Here is a 25,221-nt window from a genome sequence, read left to right on the forward strand (position 1 = left end):
CAATTATAGTGGGCGGCGAGTTATAGACGGGGTTGCTTCGCTTCGAAATCTTTAAGCGCTTTTAAAGATGGAAGGTGAGGCGCAATCTGTGATTTGATAACACTGGCCAGATATCGCCCATAAGAACGGGCTGCGGCCTCATCTTTTTTGATATCTCGTTGATTATTACCGAGAGAGGCAGATTTGACCTCACCCTCTTTGTCGACACCCTGAATATCAAGTTTGCCCACGCTTTTTCCCAGAACCGAATGTCTGTGTGCATTAAATTGAAATATTGACGATGCGAGGCCACTTATTTCTACTTTGCTAGCGCTAATTACTCCGACTCCCTGGCCACGTCCCCCCACCAGACCGCTTTGGGTTTTGACCGAGAGGCTGGTGTAGATTAAAACATCAACATCCAGACCTAAATCACGCAGTTTATGAAACGTTGATTCATCCGGTACGAAGGCCTGTTTTTCTCTTGGACCACTTTCATTCCAGCCTTTGTTTACCGGTACAGTTTGATAGACAGCAGAAAGATAGCTACTCATCTTTTTATGCGGAATGACTCTAATTTTTGGATCCTTTTGTAACGGTTGCAGAATCCATCGGTAAAAGGTTCCCTTATGTTTATCCAGACTGAAATGATAAGATTCGGGCATAATGATTCCGACTCGAATAATTTCGTTTGGGCCTCGCTTTGGTAGTTCTGAAATTGCTGCCTGACGAGCTGCTATTTTGGCCTCTCTTGCCTGGAGACGATCAATGTAAACCTGTTCACGAGCTTTTATTTCTGCGATCTTTTCGGGGTTGCCTTCATAAGTTACAACACCATTATCTACGATCTTGCAAACGTCATCCCAACAGCTCTTATGATAATTTCCACCACAAGCGATTAAGGTTAAAAGAAGAAATGATGCAAATCTTGAATAGTTAACTACCATGATCTGACTCCTGAGTTAGTCTGGTAAAGTACGCTGATGTGTCTAAAAAGTAAGAAATACCGCAGGCTCTATGTTTGAATACAGATAAATATAGTCAATATAAGCGGTAAAGCCAGAAGAAGGGCTGACACTTAAAGCAAGGTTTTGAAAGATCCAAGTGCCAAAATGTATGCCGTCAAAGGTTCGCAGTCAAAGGCGTGTAGGTAAGGACAATTAGTTAAAGGCATTGTCGTTGTCGCCTGCGGTAAATGCCTGTATCTGCGATATGGGAGAAACTTATACTTGAACTATTCCTCGGAAAATTACAGAATAAGCTCCGTTTACTGGCGAAATTATTTCTGTTTAAGAAGTTAATGCGAAAAAACTTACGTAAATACTCATTGTTACCCTTGATGCTTGGCTGGATTCTGGTCCAGGCAGCGGTGGTGGATCATGAGTTTAGCGCGGATCACTTCTTTTCTGGAAAGAACCACGTCTGTATCGCTCAGGTTGCTCACCTGGATGACATTATCACTTCGCATGACGCAGTTAAAACTGTCCTATTAGTCGAAGAGGCCCGTCTTGAACTTCTCTCCGAGTTTAAACAGCCTGTCCAACGAGCCTTCAACCTCTACCTTTCCAGAGCTCCACCATCAATCTTCAACTTTGGTTAAAGCAGGCATTTCTGCCGGCTTAAAAATTTGGTTTTAATTCGTCGTGTTTCGAGAAATCTCGATTTGTCGGCGTATTTCTCAGGTCAATCGATCAGATTTTAGATAGTGGAAGATTAGAAATGAACAAGAATATCTGTGTTGCTGCCGTAGCTGCAGCGCTTTGTGTTACTTCGTTGAGCACTCCGGCAAAAGTTATTCAGGGTGTGATTAAAAATGCCAGTGGCGAACCTATGAAACGAGTAGAAGTAAAGGTTCGAGGCGAATTAGTTAGCGCTGTTACCAACGAGAATGGAGAATTTAGTCTGGATTTACCGCTTGGCATTCATATTTTAGATGTTGAAGGAGGTAGCAAGGCTCATTTCCATCAACAGGTTGAGGTAAATGAAGGAAATAATGAGCTGGTTGAACTGACCCTGGAAGATGAACCAACTCACAAGATTGTTGTTACCGCCAATCCTCTGGAGCACACCAGTCTGGACATGGCCACTCCAACGATCGTAATGTCAGGTGAAGAGCTGGTCATGAAAAGAGCAACTACGCTTGGCGAAATCCTACAATCACAGCCAGGTTTAAGTTTGTCTTCTTTTGGCCCGGCGGTAGCCCGGCCGGTTATCAGGGGGCTGGGAGGTGCACGTGTGCAGATTACCAACAACCAGATGATTGTTCAGGATGCGTCCACCACTAGTGCCGATCACGATGTTGGCGTTGAACCATTGCTAGCGGAACAGATTGAAGTCGTTAAAGGTCCGGCAACACTACTTTACGGCAGCGGTGCGATTGGCGGTATTGTGAATACTTCCGACAGAAAAATTAATGATGACCTTGTAACCGAACTGACTGGTGGAATAGAGGTTCGTGCAGGTGATAGCGCCACTGGGGAAGAGTCACTGGTGTTTACTCTTGATGGTGGCAATGAAAACTGGAACTGGCACCTTGACGGCTACAGTAATGAGTCAGACGAAATTGAAATTCCCGGACCTGCAGAGTCCGAAGCCCTGCATGAAGCGGAGCAGGGTGAAGAAGAAAGCGGCCATGAAGAAGAAGCTGGTGGTGTTTTAGAAGGAAGTCAAAGCGAAACCCGCGGCGGGAGTTTTGGTTTAACCCGGGTTGGCGAGTGGGGCTACGTTGGTGCGTCGGTTTCAAAGGTAGACAAACTTTATGGCGTCCCGGGCCATGCTGAACATGAAGAAGAGCCTGTGAATGTAGTTATAGAGGAAGCTGCACATGAAGGTGTGGAAATCGATATGTCGCAGACACGCTACGACCTCCAGGCCAGCTTTGTTGAACTTTCAGATATTGTCGACCAATGGTTTATCGGTTATGCGTTAACCGATTATGAACATAGTGAGCTGGAAGGAGAGGAGACTGGAACCCGGTTTGAAAATGAAGCCTGGGAGCTTAAAAGTTACCTTAAACACAATTCGCTAATGGGATGGACTGGAATTGTTGGTTTGCAGGTTACTGAAAGAGACTTTGTTGCGATAGGCGAAGAAGCTTTCGTGCCGCCTTCTACAACCCAAACACGGGCTCTGTTTTGGGTGGAGGAAAGGGAGTCTGGTGATTTAAAGTGGGAGCTTGGTGCCAGATTTGATTCTCAAAAAGTCGATGCATTCGGAATGCCCGAAGTTTCTGAATCTGGCCTGAGCTTTTCTTCAGGCGTTGTCTATTCGATCAGTAATCATAATAAGCTTGCGTTTAACTTTTCCAAGGCTTCTCGTTTTGCCAGTGTAGAGGAACTTTTTTCTTTTGGTCCGCATGTGGCTACTCGATCTTTTGAAATAGGCAATGCCAATCTTGATAAAGAAACGTCTAACAATCTGGATCTTTCCTATCGCTTTGAAAGCGAGAAATTTTCAGGAGAATTTAATCTTTTCTGGAATCAGTTTAATGATTTTATCTATGGCGCCAATGTAACTGCCATTGACTCCTGTGTATCTGAGGAAGCGGCAACAGAAGCCGAAGCTGAAGACCTCCAGTTAGTTTGCTATCAACAGCAAGATGCTGACTTTTCCGGCGCTGAATTTCAACTGGAGTACCAGTTGGGAGAAATTGGAGAACATAGCTTTAAACTGGGAATATTAGCAGATTATATCAAAGCCGAACTGGATGATGGTTCCTATGTCCCCAGAATTCCACCAATGAAATCAGGCGTCAGCCTTCATCACGATTATCGAGCCTTCTCCGCTGAGCTCAACTGGACTCATTTTGACACTCAGGATCGTTTAGCTGAAAATGAGTTAGTAACAGAAGGATTTGAATTACTGGATCTGGAGCTTGCTTATCGAATGCCGCTCAGAGCCGATGAAGTTTTTATTTTCTTTAAAGGAAAGAACCTGTTGGATGAAGAGGCTCGCGATCATTCTTCGTTTCTAAAAGATCTGGCACCTAGACCTGGTCGTAGTTTCACTATTGGAGCTAGATATTCTTTTTAGAATGAGCTATTAAATTAGGGGCTTTTGAAAAGCCCTTAATTTTGAATTATGACCACCCCAAACCCCTAATAGACTCATGAACGCAGCAGCCCTGTTTGATTTTGACAAAACAATTATCAATAAAGACACAGGATTTTGTTTTATTCTTTATTCACTAAAACGAAACTACCTTCGCACAATTTTAGCTATCCTGCTGACTCCTCTTATTTTGCCTTTGTTTACTTCAAATAGAACGCGCTATTTAGGAAACTCAGTCTATTTGTGGATTTCAACCTTTGGTTTATCGCCTGTTAGAATCGAAAAGTTGAGACAAGCATTTATTGATACTTTTCTATCAATCGACGAGGTCGTCATATACCAGGAAGCATTGTCAAGGATTGATATGCATCAGATTGAAAATGAGCGGGTCGTTATTATTAGCGGTTCGTCGCAATGGATGTTGGAGAAAATATTCAAAAAAATCGGATATTCAGGTTTGACTCTTATTGGATCAAACGAGACAAGATTTTTAGGCGGAATGGTAAGCAAATTTCATTGTTTTGCACAAAACAAGCTGGTGCAACTGGAGCGAAAGCTCACTATTAAGGACTTTAACAGTATCACCGGCTATACTGACAGTTCGAATGATGTACCGCTACTTTCACTTTGCTCTCAAAAATATCTGGTTAATCCAAACAAGCGATGCCTGAAACGATTTCAAAAATCGTTTGGCCAAGATGCAAAAGTGTTAATTTGGAGTTAAATTTAAGAAGTTAAAAGTCAGCTTTATATATTGTTTTTATTGCATCTGTTCTAAATAAAACCTGATTAGAGGAATAGTTCAGAATGACGAATGAAATTTTGAAGTCAGAAATTACCTGCCCTAATTGCGGTCACCGCAAAATTGAAAGCATGCCGACAGATGCCTGTGTCTATTACTACGAGTGTGAATACTGCAAACAGCTTCTAAAACCCAAGCAAGGGGATTGCTGTGTTTTCTGTTCTTATGGAACCGTTAAATGTCCACCTGTTCAATTGGGCAATTCTTGTTGCTAGCAATGGGATCAAAAGCACAAATAACTATCGAGTTTTCGAAGCACTAAAGAAATACTTGCATCTCACGTTAGGTGAGCTCTTAGACTGTTTGTTGTCCATTATCGGGAGGTCAATCGATGGCATGGAAAATTGGTGAGGTTGTTAAAAGAACAGGGTTAACCGCGAGAGCACTACATTTTTATGAAGAGCAGGGACTTGTTGGTCCTATTTCTCGAAATGACGCGGGACATCGTATCTATAAAAGCTCAGACCTTTTGAAACTGCAACAAATAGGGACTCTTCGACAACTGGGAGTAGCCTTGGCTGAAATGCCGGCAATGCTAAATAATGAGAAAAATCTGGTACCTCAATTAAAAAAGCAATTGCATGGGCTTCAACAGCAAAGAAAAGTGATTCAGCAGATTGAAGACAGAATTTTCAAACTACTTGAAAAGCTGGAAACAGAGTCAATACCTTCTGATGATTTGGACGACTTTATATTCAAAACTTTGGAGAGTATGACAATGTATGAAAAATATTTTAATCAAAACGAAATTGATCAAATTCACAATCGAGAGCATCTAGAGGACAGCAATGAAACCTTTGATGATGTCTGGGGAAGGTGGCTTGAACAATTGCAGTTGGCACTAGATTCTGGGCTCGAACCTGATTCAAAACAAGTTCAGGATTTAATGGGGCATTGGCAGGAAATGACCAGGGCCATTACCCAAAACGATAAGAAAAAATTAAATGCATTTAATGAGCTGCTGTATAATGAGCCGCAAGCAAGAAAAGAGCATGGCATTAGCGATGAGCTTTTCGAATTTATGTCAAAAGCCTCCAAAGGCCATTAACGTCTAATAGGTAAGAAATTAACTATTAGCCCTTCGCAACTAAATTGATTTGGCACATTGATTTAGTTGTGACGGTTTCTACCGACATTGATATTCTCTATCCTTAGTTTCAGCTGAGTTAACCTACTAGTCTTATCTTCCTTAAATAACTGCGCTAGTTTATAGTGACGGAAAGAGTAGTGTCTGTCGGACGTTTTCTACTTAGAGCTTGAGTAAAATTTAACCTGTTGATTTTATAGCTTTTTATTTTTGCTTTGATGTTTATTTGTACAAAATAACCATAAAAACGCTTGCGAAATTTCTTGCCGCTAGTAACATACTGAATTAATTAAGGATTTAAGAAAAGTGCAGAGCAAGTTTCGTTTTAGCGTGATTTGCATCACTCAATCAGCATATGAGCAAAAGGCGATAAATGCTAGAACCAGATAAAGTAGGTCTCCTGAAATCCGGTGAAGATGCTGGAACCCAAATAAAGATCTGCAAAGCTTTATTGGGCGAAAACACATATTACTTATTTATGTGTAGCGACTTTATGGAGAAAAACGCAAATATTGCTGATCATCATTTCTAGTCGCTTCAAGATATCTTCGAGAGCTTCGAAGAAGACTAATAGGAAATTGAGTGGCTTTAGAAAACCTACATAAACTCGCACATAACCAGGCGCAGAATAAAGGCGCTATGAATAACGGCGCTTCTTAGCCAAGCGTTAGAAGTACTTCGAGATAGCACGAAGAAAACAACTTAAGGGCGTTGCTGGAAATACGGTACAATGGTGCTTGAGTAGAAACTTTGACCACCAAGGCTACAAGAATGTTGGTTAGCTCTATGCCTACACGGAAGAAATTAAGAAATTGGTGCTAATGAACTTGTAATCAATCTTGTATGCGTCTATGTGCCAAATGAAGCCGTGTGCGTAACATTTTCGAAAGCCATCGAGCTATTGTTATGTATGTTCCAACGTGATCTAGAATCGGTGGAAATATCCGATTTTTGTATAAAGGATGTAAAAGTAATCTTTACCTTTAAAACTGAGTATCAATAAAAGTATCAGTTTTGGACTTCTAGACTTGGTGGGAAGCGCTCAATGTGTCAGGTGAAAATTACTACTGATCTAGGTAAAATATATACCAAGAAAGGTGGTTGCAATGTTTTGGTTCACAACCCTGAAAAAAGAAAATCGTCGCTATGGCTACTAATAAGGCCTGGCACTCGGGTTAATTGCTCGCTACGCTCTTTATTTTCTGGCGTTAGCGGCGCTAACTTTATGGAGGTATGTAATTTTGAGTAGTCCACTGGGAGGACCATATATTGCCGCATACAATAGAGTACATAAATCTGAACTGGAGAAAGGGGAACAAGTTCAATTAAATGTACATGTTGATTTCCAATTTGATGACAATGTTTTTGTTGAGGTAGAACAACCTGTAATTACTGGTAAAGAGGTAATGATTCAAAACGACATGGTAACGATTGCCGTACTGGTAACTTTATTGCCTTCTGGGTTATTTCAGTTCGATTGTAATATTGAACTAAATGAAAATAAGAGCGGCTATAAATTTGCTGGTCGTCAACTAGTGTGTGTCGAGTATGATGAGCGTGTTACCACGTTGGTAGAAGGTGAAGCGCAAGCAAAGCTAACCGTAAGCTGTGTAAAAAGTTAACCATCTCGTTATCAAGTAAAGGCAGGCGGAATAAAGCTACATTCGCGTGCATAGGGCGTTAGGAGTCAGAAAGACAAGGAACAACGCTTTATTTCAAGTATTTTGATTCTCTGTAGAAACGGGTATAAATTTTTTAATGACTCCATTCTCATATAATGAGACCTGAACTGTATAGGAAGTTTTGGGGTAGGTACCCTCATTCAGATATTCAAGCTTGTCCTCATCAAAATTTACACAAACGAAGTTATGATGATTGCTTGCCAAATAAAAATGTTCTGGAGCACATTTAAATTGATTGAAGCTCCTAGGCTAGGTTGCAATTAAAGGTTAGAAAACAAAACACGGTTCATTTTAATTGAGTGTTGGGGAGAATAATTTCTGATAGCGTCTCAATTGATAAAATGGACATTGCTTTCCGCTCACAAATCTCTATACCAGCTGCTTAAAAAGAACGTCGCCTTTAGGCTTATCTTTTTCTTGCTGCTTTTCTATTTCAGGTTCGTCAAATAGCGTTTCAGCTTCTCTTTTGACATCGACATTCTTATTCAAGTCAGCAAAAGGAAAAAGCTCTCTATCCATTAGGTGAGAAGGGGCGACATTGGCAATTGAACGGAAAATATTTTCAATACGTCCTGGAAATTGATTTTCCCATGCTTTGAGCATTTGTTTGATTTGTTTTCTTTGCAAGTTTTCCTGAGAGCCGCAAAGATTACAGGGGATAATCGGAAACTCCTTTAGTTCGGCAAATCGAGCGATATCTGCTTCCTTACAATAAGCCATGGGACGAATAACGGTGTTCTTGCCATCATCACTTAAAAGTTTTGGCGGCATTGATTTGAGTTTTCCACCAAAAAACATATTCAGGAAGAGGGTTTCCATAATGTCTTCTCTGTGATGGCCCAGGGCTATCTTGGTGATGCCATTTTCCTGTGCCCAGGAATAGATAATGCCGCGTCTTAGACGAGAGCAGAGAGAGCAGGTGGTTTTGCCTTCAGGAATTTTTTCACGAACAATGCTGTAGGTGTCTTCTTCAATAATATGGTAGTCAACGCCAATAGAAGACAAATAGTTTGGTAAAACATCTTCCGGGAAGCCCGGTTGTTTTTGATCCAGATTAACTGCAACTATATTAAAGTCTACAGGTGCGCTTTTCTGAAGATTCATCAGAATTTCCAGCATCGCATAGCTATCTTTTCCGCCGGACAGGCAGACCATGATCTTGTCGCCATCTTCGATCATTTTGAAATCGTCGATGGCTCGACCGACATTTCGACGTAGTCTTTTTTGCAGCTTGTTATATTCAACCTTTTGTTTCTTATCAAGAGTATCAGCTGCTGATGAAGTTTCAATGGCATCGACAGATTCTGCGGAAGAGGGAGTTTGGCTGCTTACACTGGTCATTTTCGGAAAATACTTAAAAATTGCTACTACTGGTTAAATGCTGCGCGATTATACCCAAAATATTCAATTCTCGTTAGTAAAATGTCTGACATTTTGTCTGTATAGAGGCTACTTGCGGACGGTAGCCACCAATTGCGCTATTATGATGGCAAAATAACATGAATAAACAGATGTTCCCCTCATGCTAAATAAACTCTGGCTATCATTTTTTGTTACCGCTTTTGTCGCTGCTTGTTATCAATGGTTATTTCTGTCTGATTTCGACGTCTTCAACCGAATTGTTAATAGTTTGTTTAGTATGAGTCAGCTTAGCGTTGAGATTGCTATTGGCCTGATTGGTGTTCTGGCATTCTGGAGCGGGATTTTGAAGCTAGCAGAGCTATCTGGTCTGGCGGAAAAACTGGCTAGAATAATGGCACCTTTGTTTGCCAAACTTATGCCGGAGGTACCCAAAGGCCACCCAGCATTAGGTTATGTCACCATGAATATGGCATCTAACATGCTGGGCCTGGATAATGCTGCAACTCCGGTTGGTCTGAAAGCAATGCAGAGCCTGCAACGGCTCAACCCGGTAAAAGACACTGCGTCAAACGCGCAGATTCTTTTTCTGGTACTCAATACTTCATCGGTGACGATTTTTCCTGTCACTATCATTATGTACCGACTACAGCAGGGGGCTACTTCACCGGCCGAGGTGTTCTTACCCATATTACTGGCCACCCTTTGTTCGACACTGGCCGGCCTTCTGGCTGTATCTGTGGTACAGAAACTAAACCTGCTCAATCGTGTCGTTGCCTTTTACGGACTGGTTGTCGGCGCACTAGTAGCGCTGGGGGTCTACTGGTTATCCGCGCTTCAAAGTGAAGAAATGGCACAGGTTTCTTCCGCGCTAGGAAACGGACTTCTATTTACCACCATCATTGTTATCCTGATTGCCGCTTATCGGAAAGGCGTTGAAATTTACGACGGGTTTGTTGATGGCGCAAAGGAAGGCTTTGAGATTGCAGTTAAGATTATTCCGTTCATGGTGGCTATGCTAACTGCTATTGGAGCCCTACGCGCTTCCGGGATTTTAGGTGGGATTGTTTCCGCCATGAGTTGGTTAATGGAAGCTGTTGGACTCGATCCGCGTTTTGTAGAGGCACTTCCGACTGCATTGATGAGACCTTTTAGCGCGAGTGGTTCCAGGGCCATGATGCTAGAAACAATGTCTACTCATGGTGTAGATTCCTTTGTCGCAAAAATCGCGGCGGTTATGCAAGGTAGCACTGAGACAACTTTCTATGTTCTAACTGTCTATTTCGGTGCAGTGGGGATTAAGAAAGTCAGGCACGCAATTGGATGCGGGCTCTTTGCCGATTTGACCGGCATTGTTATGGCTATTCTGGTTAGCTATTGGTTTTTCAGTCAAGGTTAATCCGGAATTATCGAAGCTCGGATAAGGAGATCACCTGCTCAAATACAGAATTTGGTATTGATAGCTAAAAAATAAATAGGATTATTTAAGACTGTGTAAAATTTATTCTATTTGCATAAGAATTGGTATGAATTTTGAGCATCTCAAGTATAGATTTTAAGCAGTTTTCTCGAATAAAAATGGACAAATTTGGTCACGTAAGTAAGTACTTTACGCTCTAGCTTCGATAAAAGCTGGTTGTCGCCTGTTTTTCGTAATAATTCTGTCATCGAGAACTAAAAATTCAGTGAGTGTCAATAAAAATCCACAGAAAAAATTGAGCTGAATTGTTGCGCCCTGCACAAAAATAAACCAGTGTCGGTAACTTGCTGATTTTTTTAATGAATATCCTAACATATTGATTTAAAAGGATTTCTTTGTGTGTGGTTAAAATATGACCAATTTGTTAAAGCATGCGTAAAAATAGGGGGTCGCGGCACTTTTGTAATTCTTTTCCCCAAAGTTATCCACAGTTTCTGTGGAATACTTTAACAGGCCGTTTATTACACAAAAGTGTCCGCTTTTTTACTACCTTAATCGAAAATATCTCAAATTAAACTGGCAAAATGACTAGTCATCTGCTTTTGTCGCAGAAGAGACAGTATAGGTCTTGCCTTGCTTTACTTTTTTGTAATTGCCGAATACTTCGTTAAAGGTTCTTTTGCAGAACTGTCGGAGGCCATTTACGGTCACTACCACAAATTTGCCGCCTGGTTTCAGGTGATGAAATGCATCGTAGAGGAATAGATAAAGCATTTCATTTCCTACTTTTGCTGGAATATTAGAAACAATTAGATCAAACTTTTCATCATTCAGCGCGGAAAGCCCGTTGCTTAGTCTAGCTTCTGCATTTTCTACTCTGTTTTTCTTAATATTCGATTTCGCAAGTTCTATAGCTACAAAGTCTTTATCAAACATAAGTACTTTGCCAGTTTTGCTCTTTCGAGCCATCCAAATTCCGATTGGGCCGTAACCGCAGCCTAAATCGAGGCAGTCAAAGCCTGGCTCTACCTCCAGGTAATGGAGCAGGAGGCGAGTACCCTCATCAATTTCTTTCGGTGAAAAGACGCCGAAGCTGGTTTCAAACACAAGGTTTTCACCATTTAAGCTGGCTTCAATGGATAGTGGCTGTCTTATTTTCTGTGCTTCTGCTATCGGTGATGGACACATAATTTGTTCTTTATTAATAAACGGTTGAGGCCTGATATTCGGTTTTACGATTTACAGTACTTGAGTTGTGAGCGCTATTATATGATAAAATTCAGTTTATTGTTGTTTAACTTGATTTTTGAGGATTTCGTGGATAAGAAGCCTGTTTTTCGAATCGTTTTTGTAAATAACGGGAAAACCTATGAAGTTTACGCTGAGAGCGTTTATCAAGGAAGCCTTTACGGTTTTGTTGAGGTTGAAGGCTTGCTGTTTGGCGAGCGTTCGGGTCTGGTGGTCGATCCTGGGGAAGAAAAGCTGAAGGCAGAATTTGAAGGCGTTACTCGTACAAGTATTCCGATGCATTCGGTGATAAGAATTGATGAAGTCAAGCAGCAGGGTACAGCTAAAATTGGCGATGCAAAGGGCTCTGTAGTAACTGCCTTCCCAATACCTAAGCCTGACTCTAAAGGTTAGTTAAAAGAGAAAAGGTAGTGAAAAAGATGGCAGAAAATCCTCTCGGTAAGAGTACGGCGTATGTAAGTGAGTATTCTCCAGGCCTCCTTTATCCGATTGCGCGCAATGATAAAAGGCAAGAGCTTAATGCTTTGTTTCTCAAATTTTCAGGTGTTGATATCTGGAACGCATATGAGTTGAGCTGGTTGAACCCAAAAGGGTTACCTCAGGTTGCGCTAGGAGAGATACGTATAGCTGCCGATACGCCAAATATCATTGAGTCAAAATCGCTTAAGCTCTATTTGAATTCCTTAAATCAGACGCGTTTCGACAGTTGGCAGAAAGTTCAGGATGTAATAGTAAAAGATTTATCCGAGGCTGCGCAGGGTAGTGTAGAACTCAAACTTTATCGACCAGAAGAAGCCGACGAGCTTCAGGTCGAAAAGCTTTGTGGAGAGTTACTTGATTCTCAAGATATCGAGGTTGGGTGTTATGAATATTCTCCTGAGCTTCTAACTGCCGCAATAGGAACACCACCCGTTGAGGAAATATTGGTTAGTCACTTACTTAAAAGTAACTGTTTGATTACCAACCAGCCTGATTGGGCTAGTGTGCAGATACGCTATCAGGGTCCAAAGATAGATCGCGAAGCCTTGCTACGTTATATCATTTCATTTCGATCTCATAATGAATTTCACGAGCAGTGTGTTGAACGCATGTTTTGTGATCTTAAGCAGTACTGTCGACCACAAAAATTGTCTATTTATGCCAGATATACAAGAAGAGGCGGGCTGGATATCAATCCGTATCGTAGTGATTTTAGCGATATTGAAAATGAAGACAAAGTCGCCAATACACGTTTGATCAGACAATAGATATGGGCTCGAATTTTATCGGGCCCGGCAAGTAATCAGGTTTTATAACAAGTAGTTAATACTTAGCGATAACCCCTGGCTATTGTTGGTTTGCTCCGGTAACAATAGGTTGGACTCATAGCGGTAGTTCTTAAAATCCAGCTTTAGATTAAACTTTCGAGTCAAAGCAACCCGATATCCAATTCCCATTGTATAGGTAAAGCTTTTTTCACCACCAAAATTAGTATCGCCGACGCCAAAAAGCGCGTACAGAGCGGAAAGCTGTGCTTTGTTACCAGTGAAAAACTGTTCGCCCTGGTATAGATCATAGCCGACAAGAAAGTCATAGTGTTTGAACTCTCGGTCATCGCCTGCAATTAGCTGACCCTGAGACTTCTCGTAAGAGGAAAGACCCACATCAGCTTTCAAATAGTTGAACTGAAGAAAAGCATTTTCTGTCGCCAAAAAGGTCGCATTGATCCCGGTGGACCACTCGCTGGTAAAATCCTGTATATTGATTGTCCCAGCTGTAAAACCTATCTCAAATAGTTCATTGTCCAGCTCTAGTCCCGAGTGACTCGCGGTATTATCTAACCCTTGTCCATTAGATTCTTCTGCCAGGGCGGGTTGAGCTAGAAAAATAGAAAGGCTTGCACCTATTAAAAGAAAGCGTTGAATCCGAGATTCCATCGATTTGCACTCTTATCACTTTGTTCAGTTGAAATATCATATTTATCGAAATTAATATTCATCACGAAGTTTCTACCGAGGTAATAACTCGCACCAATTCCGTAATGAAAATAATCATCTTGCTCGATACTAAGAAGCTGTTTAGGTTGAACTGTTACTTCCATTTCACCGCCTCCCAGAGTCAGCACGGGAGAGACAACCCAATCCGAAAACGGCTCTAACTTGAAATTGATACCAAAATATTGTCCTCGGTAGTCGGCATTGTAAAATTGACTTTGTTCTATCTCCACGGCACCCCAGGAAAATGCACGGAAGCCGGCAAGAAAGCTAAAAGTATCAGATGACTCAAGTTCTCCGCTGGAGAATTGACCCACATTTAAGCCAACATAAAGGCTTCTTTCCAGGTAATCACCGTATGACACAGACGGTAGGTCAACGGGTTCACCTGTGGGAAGCAATGTTCTCGCGATCTGCGATGCTTTAACCCATCCCGAATGACCATCTTCGGTTGAAATTTCGTACCAATCGGGTCGTCTGGTTGAAATAAAAATCTTTTCACCCTGTTCGACGGTATAGATAACTGGATAACCCTGGCCGGGTCCGGTGTGAACTTCCAGATAAGGGTCAATTACTTCCAGTTCGACGCTACTATTTGAGTCGTTTTGTGATTCTGCCACTGCAAAAGGCACTTTGAAAACGCTAGTCGAAAAGAGTAGCACGCCATAAAAGGCTGCTCTTTTAAATTTGTTCGGGCTTTTCAATTTGAAATCAGGGTTATCTATTCGTTGCATAGAGAAATCGCCAGTTAGAACATTACATTAAGGCCGAAGGAAAGCTCGGTATTTTGGGTTTGTTTGCTTTCACCATTAAACTCTCTTTCAAAAAAGTGGTTTTTAATTGAAAGATCCCAGGTTAACCAGTCGGTTAAAACCGTTTTGTATTTAGCTCCAAGCATAAACCCGGTTTCATCGTTACGCGCAAATTCAATCCGATCCACACCAAATAACAGGTATATGTTTGACTCGTATTTACTACTGGCGCCCAAAAAGGAACGTCCATGGGTTAATTTGTAACCACCGGCTAATGTTTGATAGTTAAACTCTCTGTCGCTCTCTGAAAGGTAGTTTCTGCCCAGCACTTCTTCAAAAGTTGCCGGGTCAATATCTGCTTTTCCAGACTCAAATAGTAAGCTGAAGTCACTATTGATGTGGTAAGTAATATTAATATTTGTAGCACCCTGGCTATTAAAGTCTTCAACAGCAACTTGCCCTAACGAAAAGCCTATTTCAAATTTTTCACTGTCCAGGAGGGCACCTTTTGGGGCTGTGTCCTGTTCGTCAGGCTTGATAATCTGGACTTCTTGCTCGGCAGCAAAAACGCCACTGGCACAAGTCACTGAGGCGATCATAGCGAGACAAAATGGTTTTATCGTATTACTTAATTTTAAATTCATTGTTTTGCACTTTCACACAAATCAAACTGAAGAAACGCTATATCAAGCGATTCTGCATAGCAAAAAAGATGACCCTGAACTTATCGGATTTCTATATTGATGATAGTCTTCAGTCGCCAACTACTTCAGAACCAGAGGCATTTTATTCGCAAAACACCGTATTGGTTAATAATTGAATGGACGGTCGAGTTGGGTGGAAGTTTGCCAGAGAAGAAAAGCTTATGCACCGCAGATTTGAGTAAAATGGGACATGTGTCTAAATTTTCTTAAGAAAAAGAAACCGTTTGGGTCAACTTGTGACGGGCCTCAAATTCTTAATCTGATTATCTGATACCTTTCGCCATTAGCTAGTAAATCGGAGTTTTTAGTCGCGCACTATAAAACCATGAAGTTGATTTTCCGCGCACCCATTAGTTTATTTTCGAATACTCTTGATACGCTATGGCGAGTAAAACTTATCGACATGTTAATCATCAATTGGTTCAAAATCAGCAAGCTAGGAACCTGGTTTTAATTACTGAATAACTTTCAGCTTATTATTTTTTAGTTGAATTTTAAAAAGCCAAGAGAATTTATGCTTTGGTGTTAAACGATAATTACTTTTTGCGATACCTGTATAGGCAGCAATATTAATTACTGCAGAATAAATTGCTAGAAATCAAAAGATTGATATCAGCACATTTGATATCAGAACAAGTGAAAGGTAATAGAAGTGTGCGGATGTGTTTGATAACTGCATACTGTTGTAGAGTCTTCAATAGGATTAAACGAGTTAAACAAAATTGAAAATCGATAGAATCTCATTTTTGATAAAAGTGCTAATACTGTCTTTATTGGTAGGCGGAGCCGTTAATGGTGAAGCTTTGCCGACAGAGCATGATGCTACGGCAAACAAGAATGTAGGAGAAAAGCGTGAGACATCTGAGGGTGAAGCAAACGCAGTTGAAGTTCTAAAGAAAATCTCGTCAGGGTTGCAGAAGCTGAAAAAAGAAGCCGTAACCTTAAATAGTGACTTGAGAAAAGTTGAAGAAAAGCTGCTTTACCCATCGTCAACCAAGTTTACCGTCTTTGTTTCGCTTAAAAGAGGACAATTTTTCAGTCTAGAGAGTATTAAGCTTAAAATTGACGGACAGCAGGTGGCTAGTCACCTTTACGCAGAAAAACAACGCCAGGCTATGGCCAGAGGCGGAATTCAAAAACTTCATATTACAAACCTTAGTCCCGGCAAGCATCAGGTAACTGCTTTTTTTACGGGCGTTGGGGTCAATGGTCGAGCTTACAAGTTAGCCAAAAGCCTGGAGTTTGAAAAAGGAACAGCCGGAGAATATCTGGAAATTGCAATCCTGGACAATGCCAATACCCAGGAACCTGAATTCAAGATGAAACGCTGGTAACTTTGCGATGACTAACTTTGCGATGACTAATTTTGCGATGACTAACTTTGCGATGACCGCCAGGAAAATCACCAGATTAGAAAGCGTTGGCAAGAAAGTGGCGATTATTTGCGTACTAGTTCTCGTTCAGATAAGCCAGGTCTATGCGCAAGAAGATAATACTCAGACCGAGTCAAAATCAGAGCTCGAATGGGGGGCGGTATTATTTGAATATTTTCAAAAAGACTACTTTAAATCTTTAATTGAGTATGATTATACTGCTTCGCATGGCAATCCCATCGCTAAAAGTGCAAAAGGGCAATTGTTGAATGGTGGTATGTTATTGTCTTTTGGACTTGCCGACCAGTCAAAAAAAATATTCGATCGAGCGCTTAAAGAGAATGCTGAGCCAATAGTTAGGAATCGGGTTTGGTACTATCTGGCCAACCTCTATTATCATAAATCTAATCAAGAAAAGGCTTTTGAAGCTTTGAATAATATTCAAGGGCAGTTGCCTTCTGATTTGCATTCAGAGTATCACTACCTGGCAACGCTTGTGGAAAACCCTGCAAATCATTTGCAAAAAGAAACATTACTAAATAGCGTAGACAGTGAAAGCCACTATTACCCTTATATATTATTTAATATGGCGATTCAGTTTTTAAGAGGGGGGGATCCGGTAAAAGCATCGGAGTTACTTCAAAAAGTCACAGCGTACTCGGAAGTTAATTCAGAATTTGCAAATCTTGCAGATAGAGCAAAGCATGGGTTGGCACAATTATTCTTACAACAAGGTCAAAATCAGGCTGCCTGGTTGTTTTTAACCTCCATCCGGACAACAGGTCTTTATTCCAATAGAGCGTTGCTAACATATGCATGGACCGCAATTAAATTAAAGCAATTCCAGGATGCGGTTGCTGCATTGGAAATTTTAAACACTCGATCGATTGCTATGCCTGAAGTTCAAGAGGCTAAAGTACTATTGGCACATCTGTATGAGCAAGAGGGAGCGAAAAGAAAAGCGCTTAAAGCAAACTTGATGGCTATTGAAGATTTTGAAAAGGGAATTAGCCAGGTTGCTGAAGCCAGAAGAATAATTGCCAAGCGAGAAGTTCCAAAAGAGTTTGTTCTTAATCTTGAAGCAATTATTCAGGATAGTGATTGGTTTGGTACTCAACCAACAGTGGATTATGCCAAGTTAACCCCATTTATGGTTGACCTGACTGCAAGTAAAGTGATGAATGAAACACTTAAAGAACTCTCTGAATTGTATTCAATTCAGAGAAACCTGCAAAATTGGCAGTTTCAAACCAGACAGCATCAGCTGATCATACAAAACGTAAAGAAAAAACAGTTTTCGGATAGCGAAAAAGTGGTTATCGAGTCCGCAAGGCGTCTAAAAGAACAGCTTGAAGAGCAAAAAACTGATCTTAGGCTTCATTCGTTGACTTTATCTAAATCCGATAGAAAAAAACTACAGGCTTTGGTGGAAAATACTGAGCAACAGCTTTCGGTACTTGAGGGGCGGATTAGAAATCTTACTCAATCAATTAAGCCATATCAGTTGCCCGAAGATATGCTACCTCTGATTAAAAGTAAGCATAAAGAGATTCAGCAAAAACTAAAAGAGACAGAGTTTTACATCGCAAAACTCGAGCCGGTAGTACGCCTACTGGTTAATGAAGAGCTGGACAAGCATGAAGAAAGAATGCGCTACTACTGGGCTCAGTCTCGTCTAGCTAAGGCCCGGTTGTACGATTCGACTTTGATGGAACTGGATAAGTCAAAAAGACAAAGAATCGAAAAATCCAAACACAAAGACAAAGAGGGTAGTAGTTAATGCGCTCGAATATGATGTTAGTTGTATCTTTTTCAATTAAAGTGCGCTTGTTTATAGCTACCGCGTTTTCACTTTTGTTGGTGTCTTGTGGCGCATCCCAAAAGACTCTTGGCGACCTTCGCTATCAACCCAAACAAAATAGGGAAGTTGCTCTGGAAAAAATGGAGTTTAAGGATGTTCGTAAGGAATATCAGGATCTTCTAAAATATTTTAAGGATGACGAACTCAAAGAAGAAATCGAGCGTCGTATTGCTGATGTTTATATGATTGAAGGAGAGAAAAAGCAATTAGAAGAAATGCCACAGAAAAGCTATTACATCGAAGCTATTAAAAATTACGAAAAAATCCTTAAGAAATATCCAGGTTCTCCAAATAACGCTGATGTTCTATATCAGTTAGCGCGAGCCTACGAACTGGAAGGAAACCAGGATAAAGCTCTGGAAACACTACAACAGTTAACACGCTATCATCCTGATTTTAAAAGCAGTGCAGAGGTCCATTTCAGGTTAGGTGATATTTACTACTTACGTAAAAAATACCGAGAAGCAGAAAAAGAATTCTTTATGGTAACCCAGTATCAAGAAGAGAAGCTGGATATCTATTCACACTATATGCTGGGATGGGCTCAATACAAACAATACAATATCAATCCGAGTCTGGATTCATTTGCTTACGTATTCAACAAATTAATTGAGAAAGAAAGAAAATTAGGAGAGTTATCAAAAGCAGAGAAGCCACTTGTTAAGGATACTTTGGATGCCATAAGTCTTGGTGTTTCTAAGAACGGCGGAGCTGCAGGAATTGAAAAGATTCAGTCACTTAAGGAAAGAGATTATATATGGATGCTCTATGATAATCTCGGAGAATACTACCTGGCTAAAGAGAGATTTGAAGACTCCGCTGAAACATACAGAACTTATGTCAATAAGTATAACTACGCAGCACAGGCTCCCAGACTGCATAGCAAGCTAATCGATACTTATATTAAGGGCGGTTTTCCAGTTCAGGCCTTGAATGAAAAAGAAACCTATGTGAATTACTACAATATCCACTCTCGTTACGCGAAAAATGTTGGTGGATTAAGTATAGAGATTAGAAGCAAGTTGAAGACCTATTACGATGAACTTGCAAGACACTTCCATAATCTTGGACAGAAGCATCAAAAAACCAGAGAAAAATATGTTCTCGGCAAAGCATTTGCCAAAGCGGCTGAACAACTGGAAAAAAGAAATACCACACTGAGAAAAGCAGCTGGATTTTATGGAGATTATCTGGAAACTTTCCCTGGTGATGATCGTAAAGGTGAAGTTACCTATCTTAGAGCGGAAGCAAATTATCTCGCAGAAAACTATGCAATATCAATTGCCGATTATGAAGCTGTCGCTTACGAAATTAATCAACAGCAAAGTAAGCAGTACGAGAATGATGCTGGCTACGCCGCTATAGTCGCCTATCAGAAGTTGATTAAGGAAAATCAGAGTAATCAGCAGGTCAAAGACAAGTGGCAGTCTCAGGCGGTAGAAAGCATGTTAAGGTTTGCTGCAAAATTTAGAAATGACAAAAGATCTCCGGCGGTATTGGCAAATGCTGCCGAATATCTGTTTGGTTTAGAAGACTACCTCAGAGCTCTAAAAGTTGCTGGAGAGCTGGTTAAAAACGAGAAGAATATTGACAGGGAGTTAGCTAAAACTGCTTATGGAATAATTGCTCACTCGCATTTCAAGTTAAATGATTTTGCAAGTGCGGAAAAATCGTATCTGGTCCAAAGAGAGTATACTCAAAAAGATAGTAACGAATATGGCGAGATCTCGGAACGTCTAGCTGCAGCAATGTATAAAAATGCTGAGTCGATGATTGATGTATCGCAAAGCGTGAAGGCTGCAGAGAAGCTACTTGAAATTAAGAAGTTGTCTCCAAATTCAAAAATTCGAAGTACAGCTCAATATGATGCTATTGCTCTTTTGACGGGTGCTAACTTATGGTTAAAAGCCATTCCTGAAATTAAGCAAATGATAGAGCTATTTCCTAACTTCAAAAATGCTGAAGAGCTGCCTCGAACTTTAGCTCTTGCCTACGAAAAGACCGAACAATGGAATATTGCCGCAACTCATTATTACCGTTTAAGTCGAGAAGACAAGGATGCTGACGTTCGTCGCACTACGCTCTTTCTGGCGGCAACGATGTATGAAAAAAGTAAGAACTACGACACGGCAATTAAATTATTCAGAGATTATGCTAGAGCCTATGAACAGCCTTTTGATGTTCGAATGGAAGCACGGTACCACTTAGCTGAACTTTATGAGAAGAACAAAGAGATGTCTAAACATCTCTTCTGGTTGAGAAGAATTATTGACGGTGATTCCGAAGCCGGTAGCGAAAGAACCGAACGAAGTCAGTGGTTAGCGGCCTGGGCGAATATAAAATATGGAGACTATTTCGCGTGGGAGTTTAATCGTAAAAAATTGAGGTTACCTCTATCCAGGAGTTTGCCTCGTAAAAATGAAGCTTTAAAGAATGCCACGGATCGATACAAAAGAGCTGCAAATTACGGAATTCTGGAATTTGTGACTATGAGTAGTTATAAAATGGCGCAGATGTATCAGCAACTAGTCACTGAATTAAAGGCGGCTCCAATTCCGTCCGGTTTGTCAGCAAGTGATCAAGAAGGTTATCGACAGATAATTGAAGCGAAAGTAGAACCTTTTTTGAACGCTGTAGTTGAATTGCATGAGGGAAATGTTATGCGTGCCTGGGATGGTCAGTATAACGAGTGGATAGAAAAGAGTTTTGTAGAAATGGCTAAGTTAAAGCCACAAAGGTACGCGAAGAAAGAATTAGAGGTGAGTTATGGCGATCAGATTTGGTAGCTTTGTACTTACAGTTATTGTCGCCGTTTTGCTATTGTCTGCTTGCAAGACGACGGTGGTAAAAGACCAGCCTCTTTCTAGTAGTGGAGTTAATACGACCAAGATTTCTTCGTCGGAATTTCTTCCTTATTTGAAAGTGAACCCCCTAAATGGTGAAAAGTTGGCTTATAAGCCCGTTAAAAACCCTTATCTGGTGGAGAAAGGTCCTCTTTCACATAAAGTTGTTAATTTGTTTATACAAGCAAGAAATTTGATTAGAACCGGACAACTAGATGATGCAGTAAAGGTTCTGCAAGAACTGACAAAAGAGACAGACGAATTATCCGGACCTTACTTGCTTCTGGGGGATATCGCGAAAAAGAAGAACAAGCTTGATGTCGCAATAAAGTATTATAAACAAGCGGTTGCTATTAATAAAAGTAATGTTAACGCATATATTAAGCTTGCTCTGGTTCTTAAGGAGTCTGGCCAGTTTGAAAGTGCCAGGGCTGCGCTAATTGATGCATTGGTTATTTGGCCAGATTTTCCGGAAGCGCACTTTAATTTGTCGGTATTACTCGACAATTATCTTAATGAAACCGAACTAGCTCAAAAGCATATGGAAGCTTACCAGTTGCTGGCTACCAGTTTACCGGCTCAAATAGATGGCTGGCTGGCAAACTTGCGACAAAGAACTCAAAAAATGAGTTATCTTGAGGTCGATTTCAAGGAGAAACAACAAGTGGTACTTGCACGGCTGGAAGAAGAAAGGAAAGCTCAATTAGAAAGCGTGAAGCAAACGGAAGCGAGTAAATAATGACTGTTAGCAATTTTCTATTAAAACAAAACAGGATGATTGCTGGTGTAGTTTTGTTTCTTTCATTTGTAATTGGTGGATTAGTGAGTGCACAAAGCAATGAAGAAAATACCCACAAAGAAGAGCCCAAAGTTATTAAGCTTGAAACAAATTTTATTGGTGATAAGGAGCAGCCGGCAGTTAGCTATTTTGTTCCATGGAAGGGTGTTGGAACACCTGAAAGACTGCAATGGCAAATTACCGATAAAATTGATCGAACATTAAACCTGGTTGACCGAAATGTTTTTATACGCTCAACAACCTTGTACCATGAAATGAATTTAGAAAAGAATATTACTGCGAGTAAATGAGGCTAGTTATGACTGAAGTATATAGTACCATTGTCAAATTTTTTCAGGAAGGTGGATTGTTTATCTATCCGATTGCTATTGTATTGATTATCGGCTTAGTGATAACTATTGAGCGCTGGATATTTTTATCACGAGAAAAAGCCAGAAATATTAAGTCATTTGATAGTTTTTTACCTCTATTACGAACTTCTGACATAGAGAAAATGCAGTTATATACTCGTGAGTGCACCGCACCTGTTACCAGAGTTATCGGATGTGGTATTGATATGATGAAAGCGAGTAAGCATCGTGCTGATATTGAGAATTCAATGAGCGAAGGTATGCTCGAAACCTTGCCTCGTCTGGAAACAAGAACAGGATATTTATCTGTATTGGCCAACGTAGCGACTTTGCTTGGTCTTTTGGGAACAATCATAGGTTTGATAAGTGCATTTACCGCGGTCGCCAGTGCTGATCCAGCGCAAAAATCCACGATGCTTTCACAAGCAATATCGGTGGCGATGAACACGACTGCTTTTGGGTTGATTGCAGCAATTCCCTTGTTGGTGTTCCATGCTCTTTTGCAAAATAAAACAGCTTCTATTGTAAGGAGCATCGAAATGGCTGCAGTCAAATTTCTAAACATCATGACGTACAATAGAGCGATTTATGCAGGCGCACAGGTTGTTGAATCTAATGACGCATCAACTAAAGAAAGCTCAAAAGAACAATAGAAAGTTTTTATAGGTAATCGTCATGCTGAAGTTTCGACACAAACCACAAGAAGATGCGGATATTGATATCACCTCGTTCATGAACCTGATGATAGTATTGGTGCCCGTAATGTTAATGAGTTTAACGTTTACACAGATTACCGTTCATGAAATAAATTTACCTGATTTGTCTGCAAGCAATATCAGCTCAGATGAAAAACCATCGCAGTTGGAAGTGTTATTGGATAAAGATGGAATCAAAGTCTTCTATCCGGGAAATGTGATGATTCAAGATATTCCAATGATAGAAGCAGAAGAGGGGGAAACTTTTGATTTTGCTCAGCTATCATTGGTTTTACAAGAAGTTAAGCTACAACTCCAGGATAAGCGTGATCTTTTACTTTTGTCGGATCCCGGTGTGGATTACCAATCGTTGGTTTCAGCCATGGATGTGGTTAAATCATATCGTACAGTAGTTGCTGCCAGTATGGTAGAAGTGGAGTTATTTCCTGAAATTTCGCTAGCCGATAGTAGTATCAAGTAAGAGTCCATTGCATGAGCTTAGAACATTCAAACTTAAATTTTGATGAAATCAGAAAGCCGGTATTTGCAACCAAGCTTAATTTGGTGGCTTTAATGGATATATTTACCATTCTGGTTTTCTTTTTACTTCTAAATGCGGGTGATAGTGATCGCCTGGAAAATGCGAAGTTCATTAAATTGCCCGAATCGAGTGCCAAGGCGGCTCCTCACGTTGAAGCAATTATTATGCTGGACGAAGACGCAATATGGTTGAACCAGGACAAGGTAGTTGAAGTTGAAGAAGTATTGAATTCGAAAGAAGAAATTATTACGCCGTTACTCGAAGCATTGAACAGTTTTACTGAAAAGAAAGGTGAGTTGTCGGTTTATGAAAAAGAAAATGGCCTTCCGGTAACGATTATGGGCGATAAAAATGTCTCATTTAGTCTATTAAAGACAGTGATGACAACGTGCAACGAATCAAATTATCGTGATATCTCATTAGCAGTGAATCGAGTTGCACCGCAGGATTTCTTATTGGGTAGCACTAGCCAGGCGGCAGATAGCCTTGTCGATCAAAAAGCATTGGCTAATAGTCAGAATCAGAAAGCAGGAGGTTAATTGTGACGACTACCACACTACAGCCTTTAGCTTTAGAACTTGAACTCCCCTGGAAGCCTTTATCAAAACAGGAAGAAGAGTTTAAGAAATGGTCGAAAAGGGCCGCAATAATCACCGTTATTATGTTTATTGTGATGCCGTTTTTACCTGTACTGGAACAGTCCTATGAAGCGCCAGAAAAAAAGCTGGTTAAAACCAAAGTTATTTTTGAAAAAACAGTAGTCAAAACAAAAAAGATAGCGACTCCGGTCAATAGAAAACCCAAGCCCAAGGAACAAGTTAAACCAAAGGTAAACCCGACAGAAAAAGCGAAGCTAGGTGGAGCTGATAAACAGTCAAATACCAAGTCTCAAACAAGAGCTAAGAGCTCTCATGGTCTGGATTCAGTTTCTAGCGAGCTAGCTGCGTTAGCAGGCAGTCTTGATGTGGCTGGAATGAAAGCAAAAAAAGTAACCACAGACAGGGCCGGCGTAGTAGCCACCGCAGATCACGAACTATTGGGTGAAAATAAAGGAGCGCAGACAACCACTGGTATTAGTATCAGTGAGGCTGCAATGAAAGGAAATGGCGCTGATTTGGCCGACCATTCTACCACTGAAGTTGCCGGAGTTGTGGGAGACGGGGTATCTGATGGACTAGTTGAAGGAAAACGAACTTTCCGAACTGGATTAAGAGATAAGGAAAGTATCAAACTAACACTTGAAAAAAATAAGGGTCCAATTTATTTATTATATTATCAAGCGTTAGAGCTGAACCCGGAAGCAAATGGTAAATTTGTATTCAGGTTTGTTATAGAGCCTGATGGAAAAGTAACCAATTTGAAACTTGTTGCAAGCGAATTGGAAATGAATCAGCTTGAGCAGAAAATATTAAATCTGATTGAGAAAATAGATTTCGGGGCGAAAGAAGTTTCTCCGACACCAACCGATTATACGTTTACATTTTTTCCTTTAGGTTAGGCTTTATCTGAAACCACACCAAATTAGCACCATCTAAAATTATTTTCGTGGATGGTGTTTTAGTTTTTTATGTATCGCGATAATAAAATTAATTTCTAGTCACAACTCACTTCTCATTTTGCGAATAAATTGAACATTGTTTGATCATTTTATGCGATCTGCGAACTCATTCCAGAAAATACATTTACAAAGAAAGAAAATAGCA

The 25,221-nt window shown here is 40.6% G+C and carries 25 protein-coding genes; 19 read left to right on the forward strand and 6 right to left on the reverse strand.

Going from position 1 to position 25,221, the window contains the following annotated elements:
* Positions 1-20: 20 nt before the first annotated feature.
* Entirely contained in the window at positions 21-926 is a 906-nt protein-coding gene (locus tag IYN84_RS03820) for a hypothetical protein (RefSeq protein ID WP_196137834.1), read from the reverse strand.
* Between the two features lie 353 nt (positions 927-1,279).
* Here IYN84_RS03820 and IYN84_RS03825 point away from each other — a divergent pair, with 353 nt between their 5' ends.
* From IYN84_RS03825 to IYN84_RS03850, 7 genes are all read left to right on the forward strand, one after another.
* Positions 1,280-1,579 carry a hypothetical protein gene (locus tag IYN84_RS03825; RefSeq protein WP_196137835.1) on the forward strand — a complete coding sequence of 100 codons (300 nt, stop codon included), beginning with the start codon at positions 1,280-1,282 and terminating at the stop codon, positions 1,577-1,579.
* Between the two features lie 119 nt (positions 1,580-1,698).
* Positions 1,699-4,011 (forward strand): TonB-dependent receptor, encoded by a 2,313-nt coding sequence (locus tag IYN84_RS03830; protein WP_196137836.1) that lies wholly within the window; start codon positions 1,699-1,701, stop codon positions 4,009-4,011.
* A gap of 76 nt (positions 4,012-4,087) precedes the next feature.
* A complete protein-coding gene (locus IYN84_RS03835) occupies positions 4,088-4,753 on the forward strand; it encodes an HAD-IB family phosphatase (RefSeq protein WP_196137837.1) in 666 nt (221 codons plus the stop codon).
* 83 nt (positions 4,754-4,836) lie between these two features.
* Positions 4,837-5,046, forward strand: a complete 210-nt coding sequence (locus tag IYN84_RS21540) for a GDCCVxC domain-containing (seleno)protein (RefSeq protein ID WP_305852092.1) — start codon at positions 4,837-4,839, stop codon at positions 5,044-5,046.
* Between the two features lie 116 nt (positions 5,047-5,162).
* Positions 5,163-5,879: a MerR family transcriptional regulator gene (locus IYN84_RS03840; RefSeq protein WP_196137838.1), complete on the forward strand. Its 717-nt coding sequence runs from the start codon at positions 5,163-5,165 to the stop codon at positions 5,877-5,879.
* Positions 5,880-6,291: 412 nt separating this feature from the next.
* Positions 6,292-6,450, forward strand: coding sequence for a hypothetical protein (locus IYN84_RS03845; protein ID WP_196137839.1), 159 nt, complete (start codon positions 6,292-6,294; stop codon positions 6,448-6,450).
* Positions 6,451-7,159: 709 nt separating this feature from the next.
* Positions 7,160-7,540, forward strand: coding sequence for a hypothetical protein (locus IYN84_RS03850; RefSeq protein ID WP_196137840.1), 381 nt, complete (start codon positions 7,160-7,162; stop codon positions 7,538-7,540).
* A gap of 429 nt (positions 7,541-7,969) precedes the next feature.
* Here IYN84_RS03850 and ttcA read toward each other — a convergent pair whose 3' ends face one another.
* Positions 7,970-8,941 (reverse strand): tRNA 2-thiocytidine(32) synthetase TtcA, encoded by a 972-nt coding sequence (ttcA, locus tag IYN84_RS03855; protein ID WP_196137841.1) that lies wholly within the window; start codon positions 8,939-8,941, stop codon positions 7,970-7,972.
* A gap of 181 nt (positions 8,942-9,122) precedes the next feature.
* Between ttcA and IYN84_RS03860 the strand changes: the two genes are divergently transcribed.
* Positions 9,123-10,358 (forward strand): nucleoside recognition domain-containing protein, encoded by a 1,236-nt coding sequence (locus IYN84_RS03860; protein ID WP_196137842.1) that lies wholly within the window; start codon positions 9,123-9,125, stop codon positions 10,356-10,358.
* 609 nt (positions 10,359-10,967) lie between these two features.
* Here IYN84_RS03860 and IYN84_RS03865 read toward each other — a convergent pair.
* Positions 10,968-11,567, reverse strand: a complete 600-nt coding sequence (locus tag IYN84_RS03865; protein ID WP_196137843.1) for a class I SAM-dependent methyltransferase — start codon at positions 11,565-11,567, stop codon at positions 10,968-10,970.
* A gap of 81 nt (positions 11,568-11,648) precedes the next feature.
* On the opposite strand from IYN84_RS03865, the gene IYN84_RS03870 reads away from it, so the two are divergent.
* Complete coding sequence (locus tag IYN84_RS03870) at positions 11,649-12,020, forward strand: DUF1820 family protein (protein WP_210330286.1); 372 nt, start codon at positions 11,649-11,651, stop codon at positions 12,018-12,020.
* A gap of 26 nt (positions 12,021-12,046) precedes the next feature.
* Complete coding sequence (queF, locus tag IYN84_RS03875) at positions 12,047-12,874, forward strand: NADPH-dependent 7-cyano-7-deazaguanine reductase QueF (protein WP_196138548.1); 828 nt, start codon at positions 12,047-12,049, stop codon at positions 12,872-12,874.
* A gap of 42 nt (positions 12,875-12,916) precedes the next feature.
* Here the strand turns inward: queF and IYN84_RS03880 are convergent, their stop codons facing one another.
* From IYN84_RS03880 to IYN84_RS03890, 3 genes are read right to left on the reverse strand one after another with little or no spacing between them, the layout of a single operon-like run.
* Positions 12,917-13,543 (reverse strand): outer membrane beta-barrel domain-containing protein, encoded by a 627-nt coding sequence (locus tag IYN84_RS03880; protein WP_196137845.1) that lies wholly within the window; start codon positions 13,541-13,543, stop codon positions 12,917-12,919.
* Positions 13,513-14,334, reverse strand: coding sequence for an SH3 domain-containing protein (locus IYN84_RS03885; protein WP_196137846.1), 822 nt, complete (start codon positions 14,332-14,334; stop codon positions 13,513-13,515). Before IYN84_RS03885 ends, IYN84_RS03880 begins: the two co-directional genes overlap by 31 nt.
* A 14-nt stretch (positions 14,335-14,348) precedes the next feature.
* Positions 14,349-14,996: an outer membrane beta-barrel domain-containing protein gene (locus IYN84_RS03890; protein WP_196137847.1), complete on the reverse strand. Its 648-nt coding sequence runs from the start codon at positions 14,994-14,996 to the stop codon at positions 14,349-14,351.
* Between the two features lie 782 nt (positions 14,997-15,778).
* Between IYN84_RS03890 and IYN84_RS03895 the strand changes: the two genes are divergently transcribed.
* The 9 genes from IYN84_RS03895 to IYN84_RS21630 are packed head-to-tail and all read left to right on the forward strand — an operon-like array spanning position 15,779 to position 25,016.
* On the forward strand, positions 15,779-16,390 hold the full coding sequence (locus IYN84_RS03895) for an AraC family transcriptional regulator (RefSeq protein WP_196137848.1): 612 nt from the start codon (positions 15,779-15,781) through the stop codon (positions 16,388-16,390).
* A gap of 7 nt (positions 16,391-16,397) precedes the next feature.
* On the forward strand, positions 16,398-18,209 hold the full coding sequence (locus IYN84_RS03900) for a lipopolysaccharide assembly protein LapB (RefSeq protein ID WP_210330287.1): 1,812 nt from the start codon (positions 16,398-16,400) through the stop codon (positions 18,207-18,209).
* Positions 18,209-21,076, forward strand: a complete 2,868-nt coding sequence (locus tag IYN84_RS03905) for a tetratricopeptide repeat protein (protein ID WP_196137849.1) — start codon at positions 18,209-18,211, stop codon at positions 21,074-21,076. Before IYN84_RS03900 ends, IYN84_RS03905 begins: the two co-directional genes overlap by 1 nt.
* A complete protein-coding gene (locus IYN84_RS03910) occupies positions 21,057-21,872 on the forward strand; it encodes a M48 family metallopeptidase (RefSeq protein WP_196137850.1) in 816 nt (271 codons plus the stop codon). Before IYN84_RS03905 ends, IYN84_RS03910 begins: the two co-directional genes overlap by 20 nt.
* Positions 21,872-22,222, forward strand: a complete 351-nt coding sequence (locus IYN84_RS03915; RefSeq protein ID WP_210330288.1) for a hypothetical protein — start codon at positions 21,872-21,874, stop codon at positions 22,220-22,222. The genes IYN84_RS03910 and IYN84_RS03915 overlap by 1 nt, the downstream gene beginning before the upstream one ends.
* Positions 22,223-22,230: 8 nt before the next feature.
* On the forward strand, positions 22,231-22,935 hold the full coding sequence (locus IYN84_RS03920; RefSeq protein ID WP_196137851.1) for a MotA/TolQ/ExbB proton channel family protein: 705 nt from the start codon (positions 22,231-22,233) through the stop codon (positions 22,933-22,935).
* Between the two features lie 22 nt (positions 22,936-22,957).
* Entirely contained in the window at positions 22,958-23,458 is a 501-nt protein-coding gene (locus IYN84_RS03925; RefSeq protein WP_196137852.1) for a biopolymer transporter ExbD, read from the forward strand.
* 11 nt (positions 23,459-23,469) lie between these two features.
* Complete coding sequence (locus tag IYN84_RS03930; RefSeq protein WP_196137853.1) at positions 23,470-24,057, forward strand: biopolymer transporter ExbD; 588 nt, start codon at positions 23,470-23,472, stop codon at positions 24,055-24,057.
* Between the two features lie 2 nt (positions 24,058-24,059).
* Positions 24,060-25,016: an AgmX/PglI C-terminal domain-containing protein gene (locus IYN84_RS21630; RefSeq protein ID WP_196137854.1), complete on the forward strand. Its 957-nt coding sequence runs from the start codon at positions 24,060-24,062 to the stop codon at positions 25,014-25,016.
* Positions 25,017-25,221: the final 205 nt, after the last annotated feature.

The sequence above is a fragment of the Aliikangiella sp. G2MR2-5 genome, from assembly GCF_015687155.1.
Classification (GTDB): domain Bacteria; phylum Pseudomonadota; class Gammaproteobacteria; order Enterobacterales; family Kangiellaceae; genus Aliikangiella.

Bases quoted from the DNA above. Each gene is read 5' to 3' on its own strand.
- IYN84_RS03820 (WP_196137834.1), bottom strand. From the start codon at position 926: ATGGTAGTTAACTATTCAAGATTTGCATCATTTCTTCTTTTAACCTTA.
- IYN84_RS03825 (WP_196137835.1), top strand. From the start codon at position 1,280: ATGCGAAAAAACTTACGTAAATACTCATTGTTACCCTTGATGCTTGGC.
- IYN84_RS03830 (WP_196137836.1), top strand. From the start codon at position 1,699: ATGAACAAGAATATCTGTGTTGCTGCCGTAGCTGCAGCGCTTTGTGTT.
- IYN84_RS03835 (WP_196137837.1), top strand. From the start codon at position 4,088: ATGAACGCAGCAGCCCTGTTTGATTTTGACAAAACAATTATCAATAAA.
- IYN84_RS21540 (WP_305852092.1), top strand. From the start codon at position 4,837: ATGACGAATGAAATTTTGAAGTCAGAAATTACCTGCCCTAATTGCGGT.
- IYN84_RS03840 (WP_196137838.1), top strand. From the start codon at position 5,163: ATGGCATGGAAAATTGGTGAGGTTGTTAAAAGAACAGGGTTAACCGCG.
- IYN84_RS03845 (WP_196137839.1), top strand. From the start codon at position 6,292: ATGCTAGAACCAGATAAAGTAGGTCTCCTGAAATCCGGTGAAGATGCT.
- ttcA (WP_196137841.1), bottom strand. From the start codon at position 8,941: ATGACCAGTGTAAGCAGCCAAACTCCCTCTTCCGCAGAATCTGTCGAT.
- IYN84_RS03860 (WP_196137842.1), top strand. From the start codon at position 9,123: ATGCTAAATAAACTCTGGCTATCATTTTTTGTTACCGCTTTTGTCGCT.
- IYN84_RS03865 (WP_196137843.1), bottom strand. From the start codon at position 11,567: ATGTGTCCATCACCGATAGCAGAAGCACAGAAAATAAGACAGCCACTA.
- IYN84_RS03870 (WP_210330286.1), top strand. From the start codon at position 11,649: ATGATAAAATTCAGTTTATTGTTGTTTAACTTGATTTTTGAGGATTTC.
- queF (WP_196138548.1), top strand. From the start codon at position 12,047: ATGGCAGAAAATCCTCTCGGTAAGAGTACGGCGTATGTAAGTGAGTAT.
- IYN84_RS03880 (WP_196137845.1), bottom strand. From the start codon at position 13,543: ATGGAATCTCGGATTCAACGCTTTCTTTTAATAGGTGCAAGCCTTTCT.
- IYN84_RS03885 (WP_196137846.1), bottom strand. From the start codon at position 14,334: ATGCAACGAATAGATAACCCTGATTTCAAATTGAAAAGCCCGAACAAA.
- IYN84_RS03890 (WP_196137847.1), bottom strand. From the start codon at position 14,996: ATGAATTTAAAATTAAGTAATACGATAAAACCATTTTGTCTCGCTATG.
- IYN84_RS03900 (WP_210330287.1), top strand. From the start codon at position 16,398: ATGACTAACTTTGCGATGACTAATTTTGCGATGACTAACTTTGCGATG.
- IYN84_RS03905 (WP_196137849.1), top strand. From the start codon at position 18,209: ATGCGCTCGAATATGATGTTAGTTGTATCTTTTTCAATTAAAGTGCGC.
- IYN84_RS03910 (WP_196137850.1), top strand. From the start codon at position 21,057: ATGGCGATCAGATTTGGTAGCTTTGTACTTACAGTTATTGTCGCCGTT.
- IYN84_RS03915 (WP_210330288.1), top strand. From the start codon at position 21,872: ATGACTGTTAGCAATTTTCTATTAAAACAAAACAGGATGATTGCTGGT.
- IYN84_RS03920 (WP_196137851.1), top strand. From the start codon at position 22,231: ATGACTGAAGTATATAGTACCATTGTCAAATTTTTTCAGGAAGGTGGA.
- IYN84_RS03925 (WP_196137852.1), top strand. From the start codon at position 22,958: ATGCTGAAGTTTCGACACAAACCACAAGAAGATGCGGATATTGATATC.
- IYN84_RS03930 (WP_196137853.1), top strand. From the start codon at position 23,470: ATGAGCTTAGAACATTCAAACTTAAATTTTGATGAAATCAGAAAGCCG.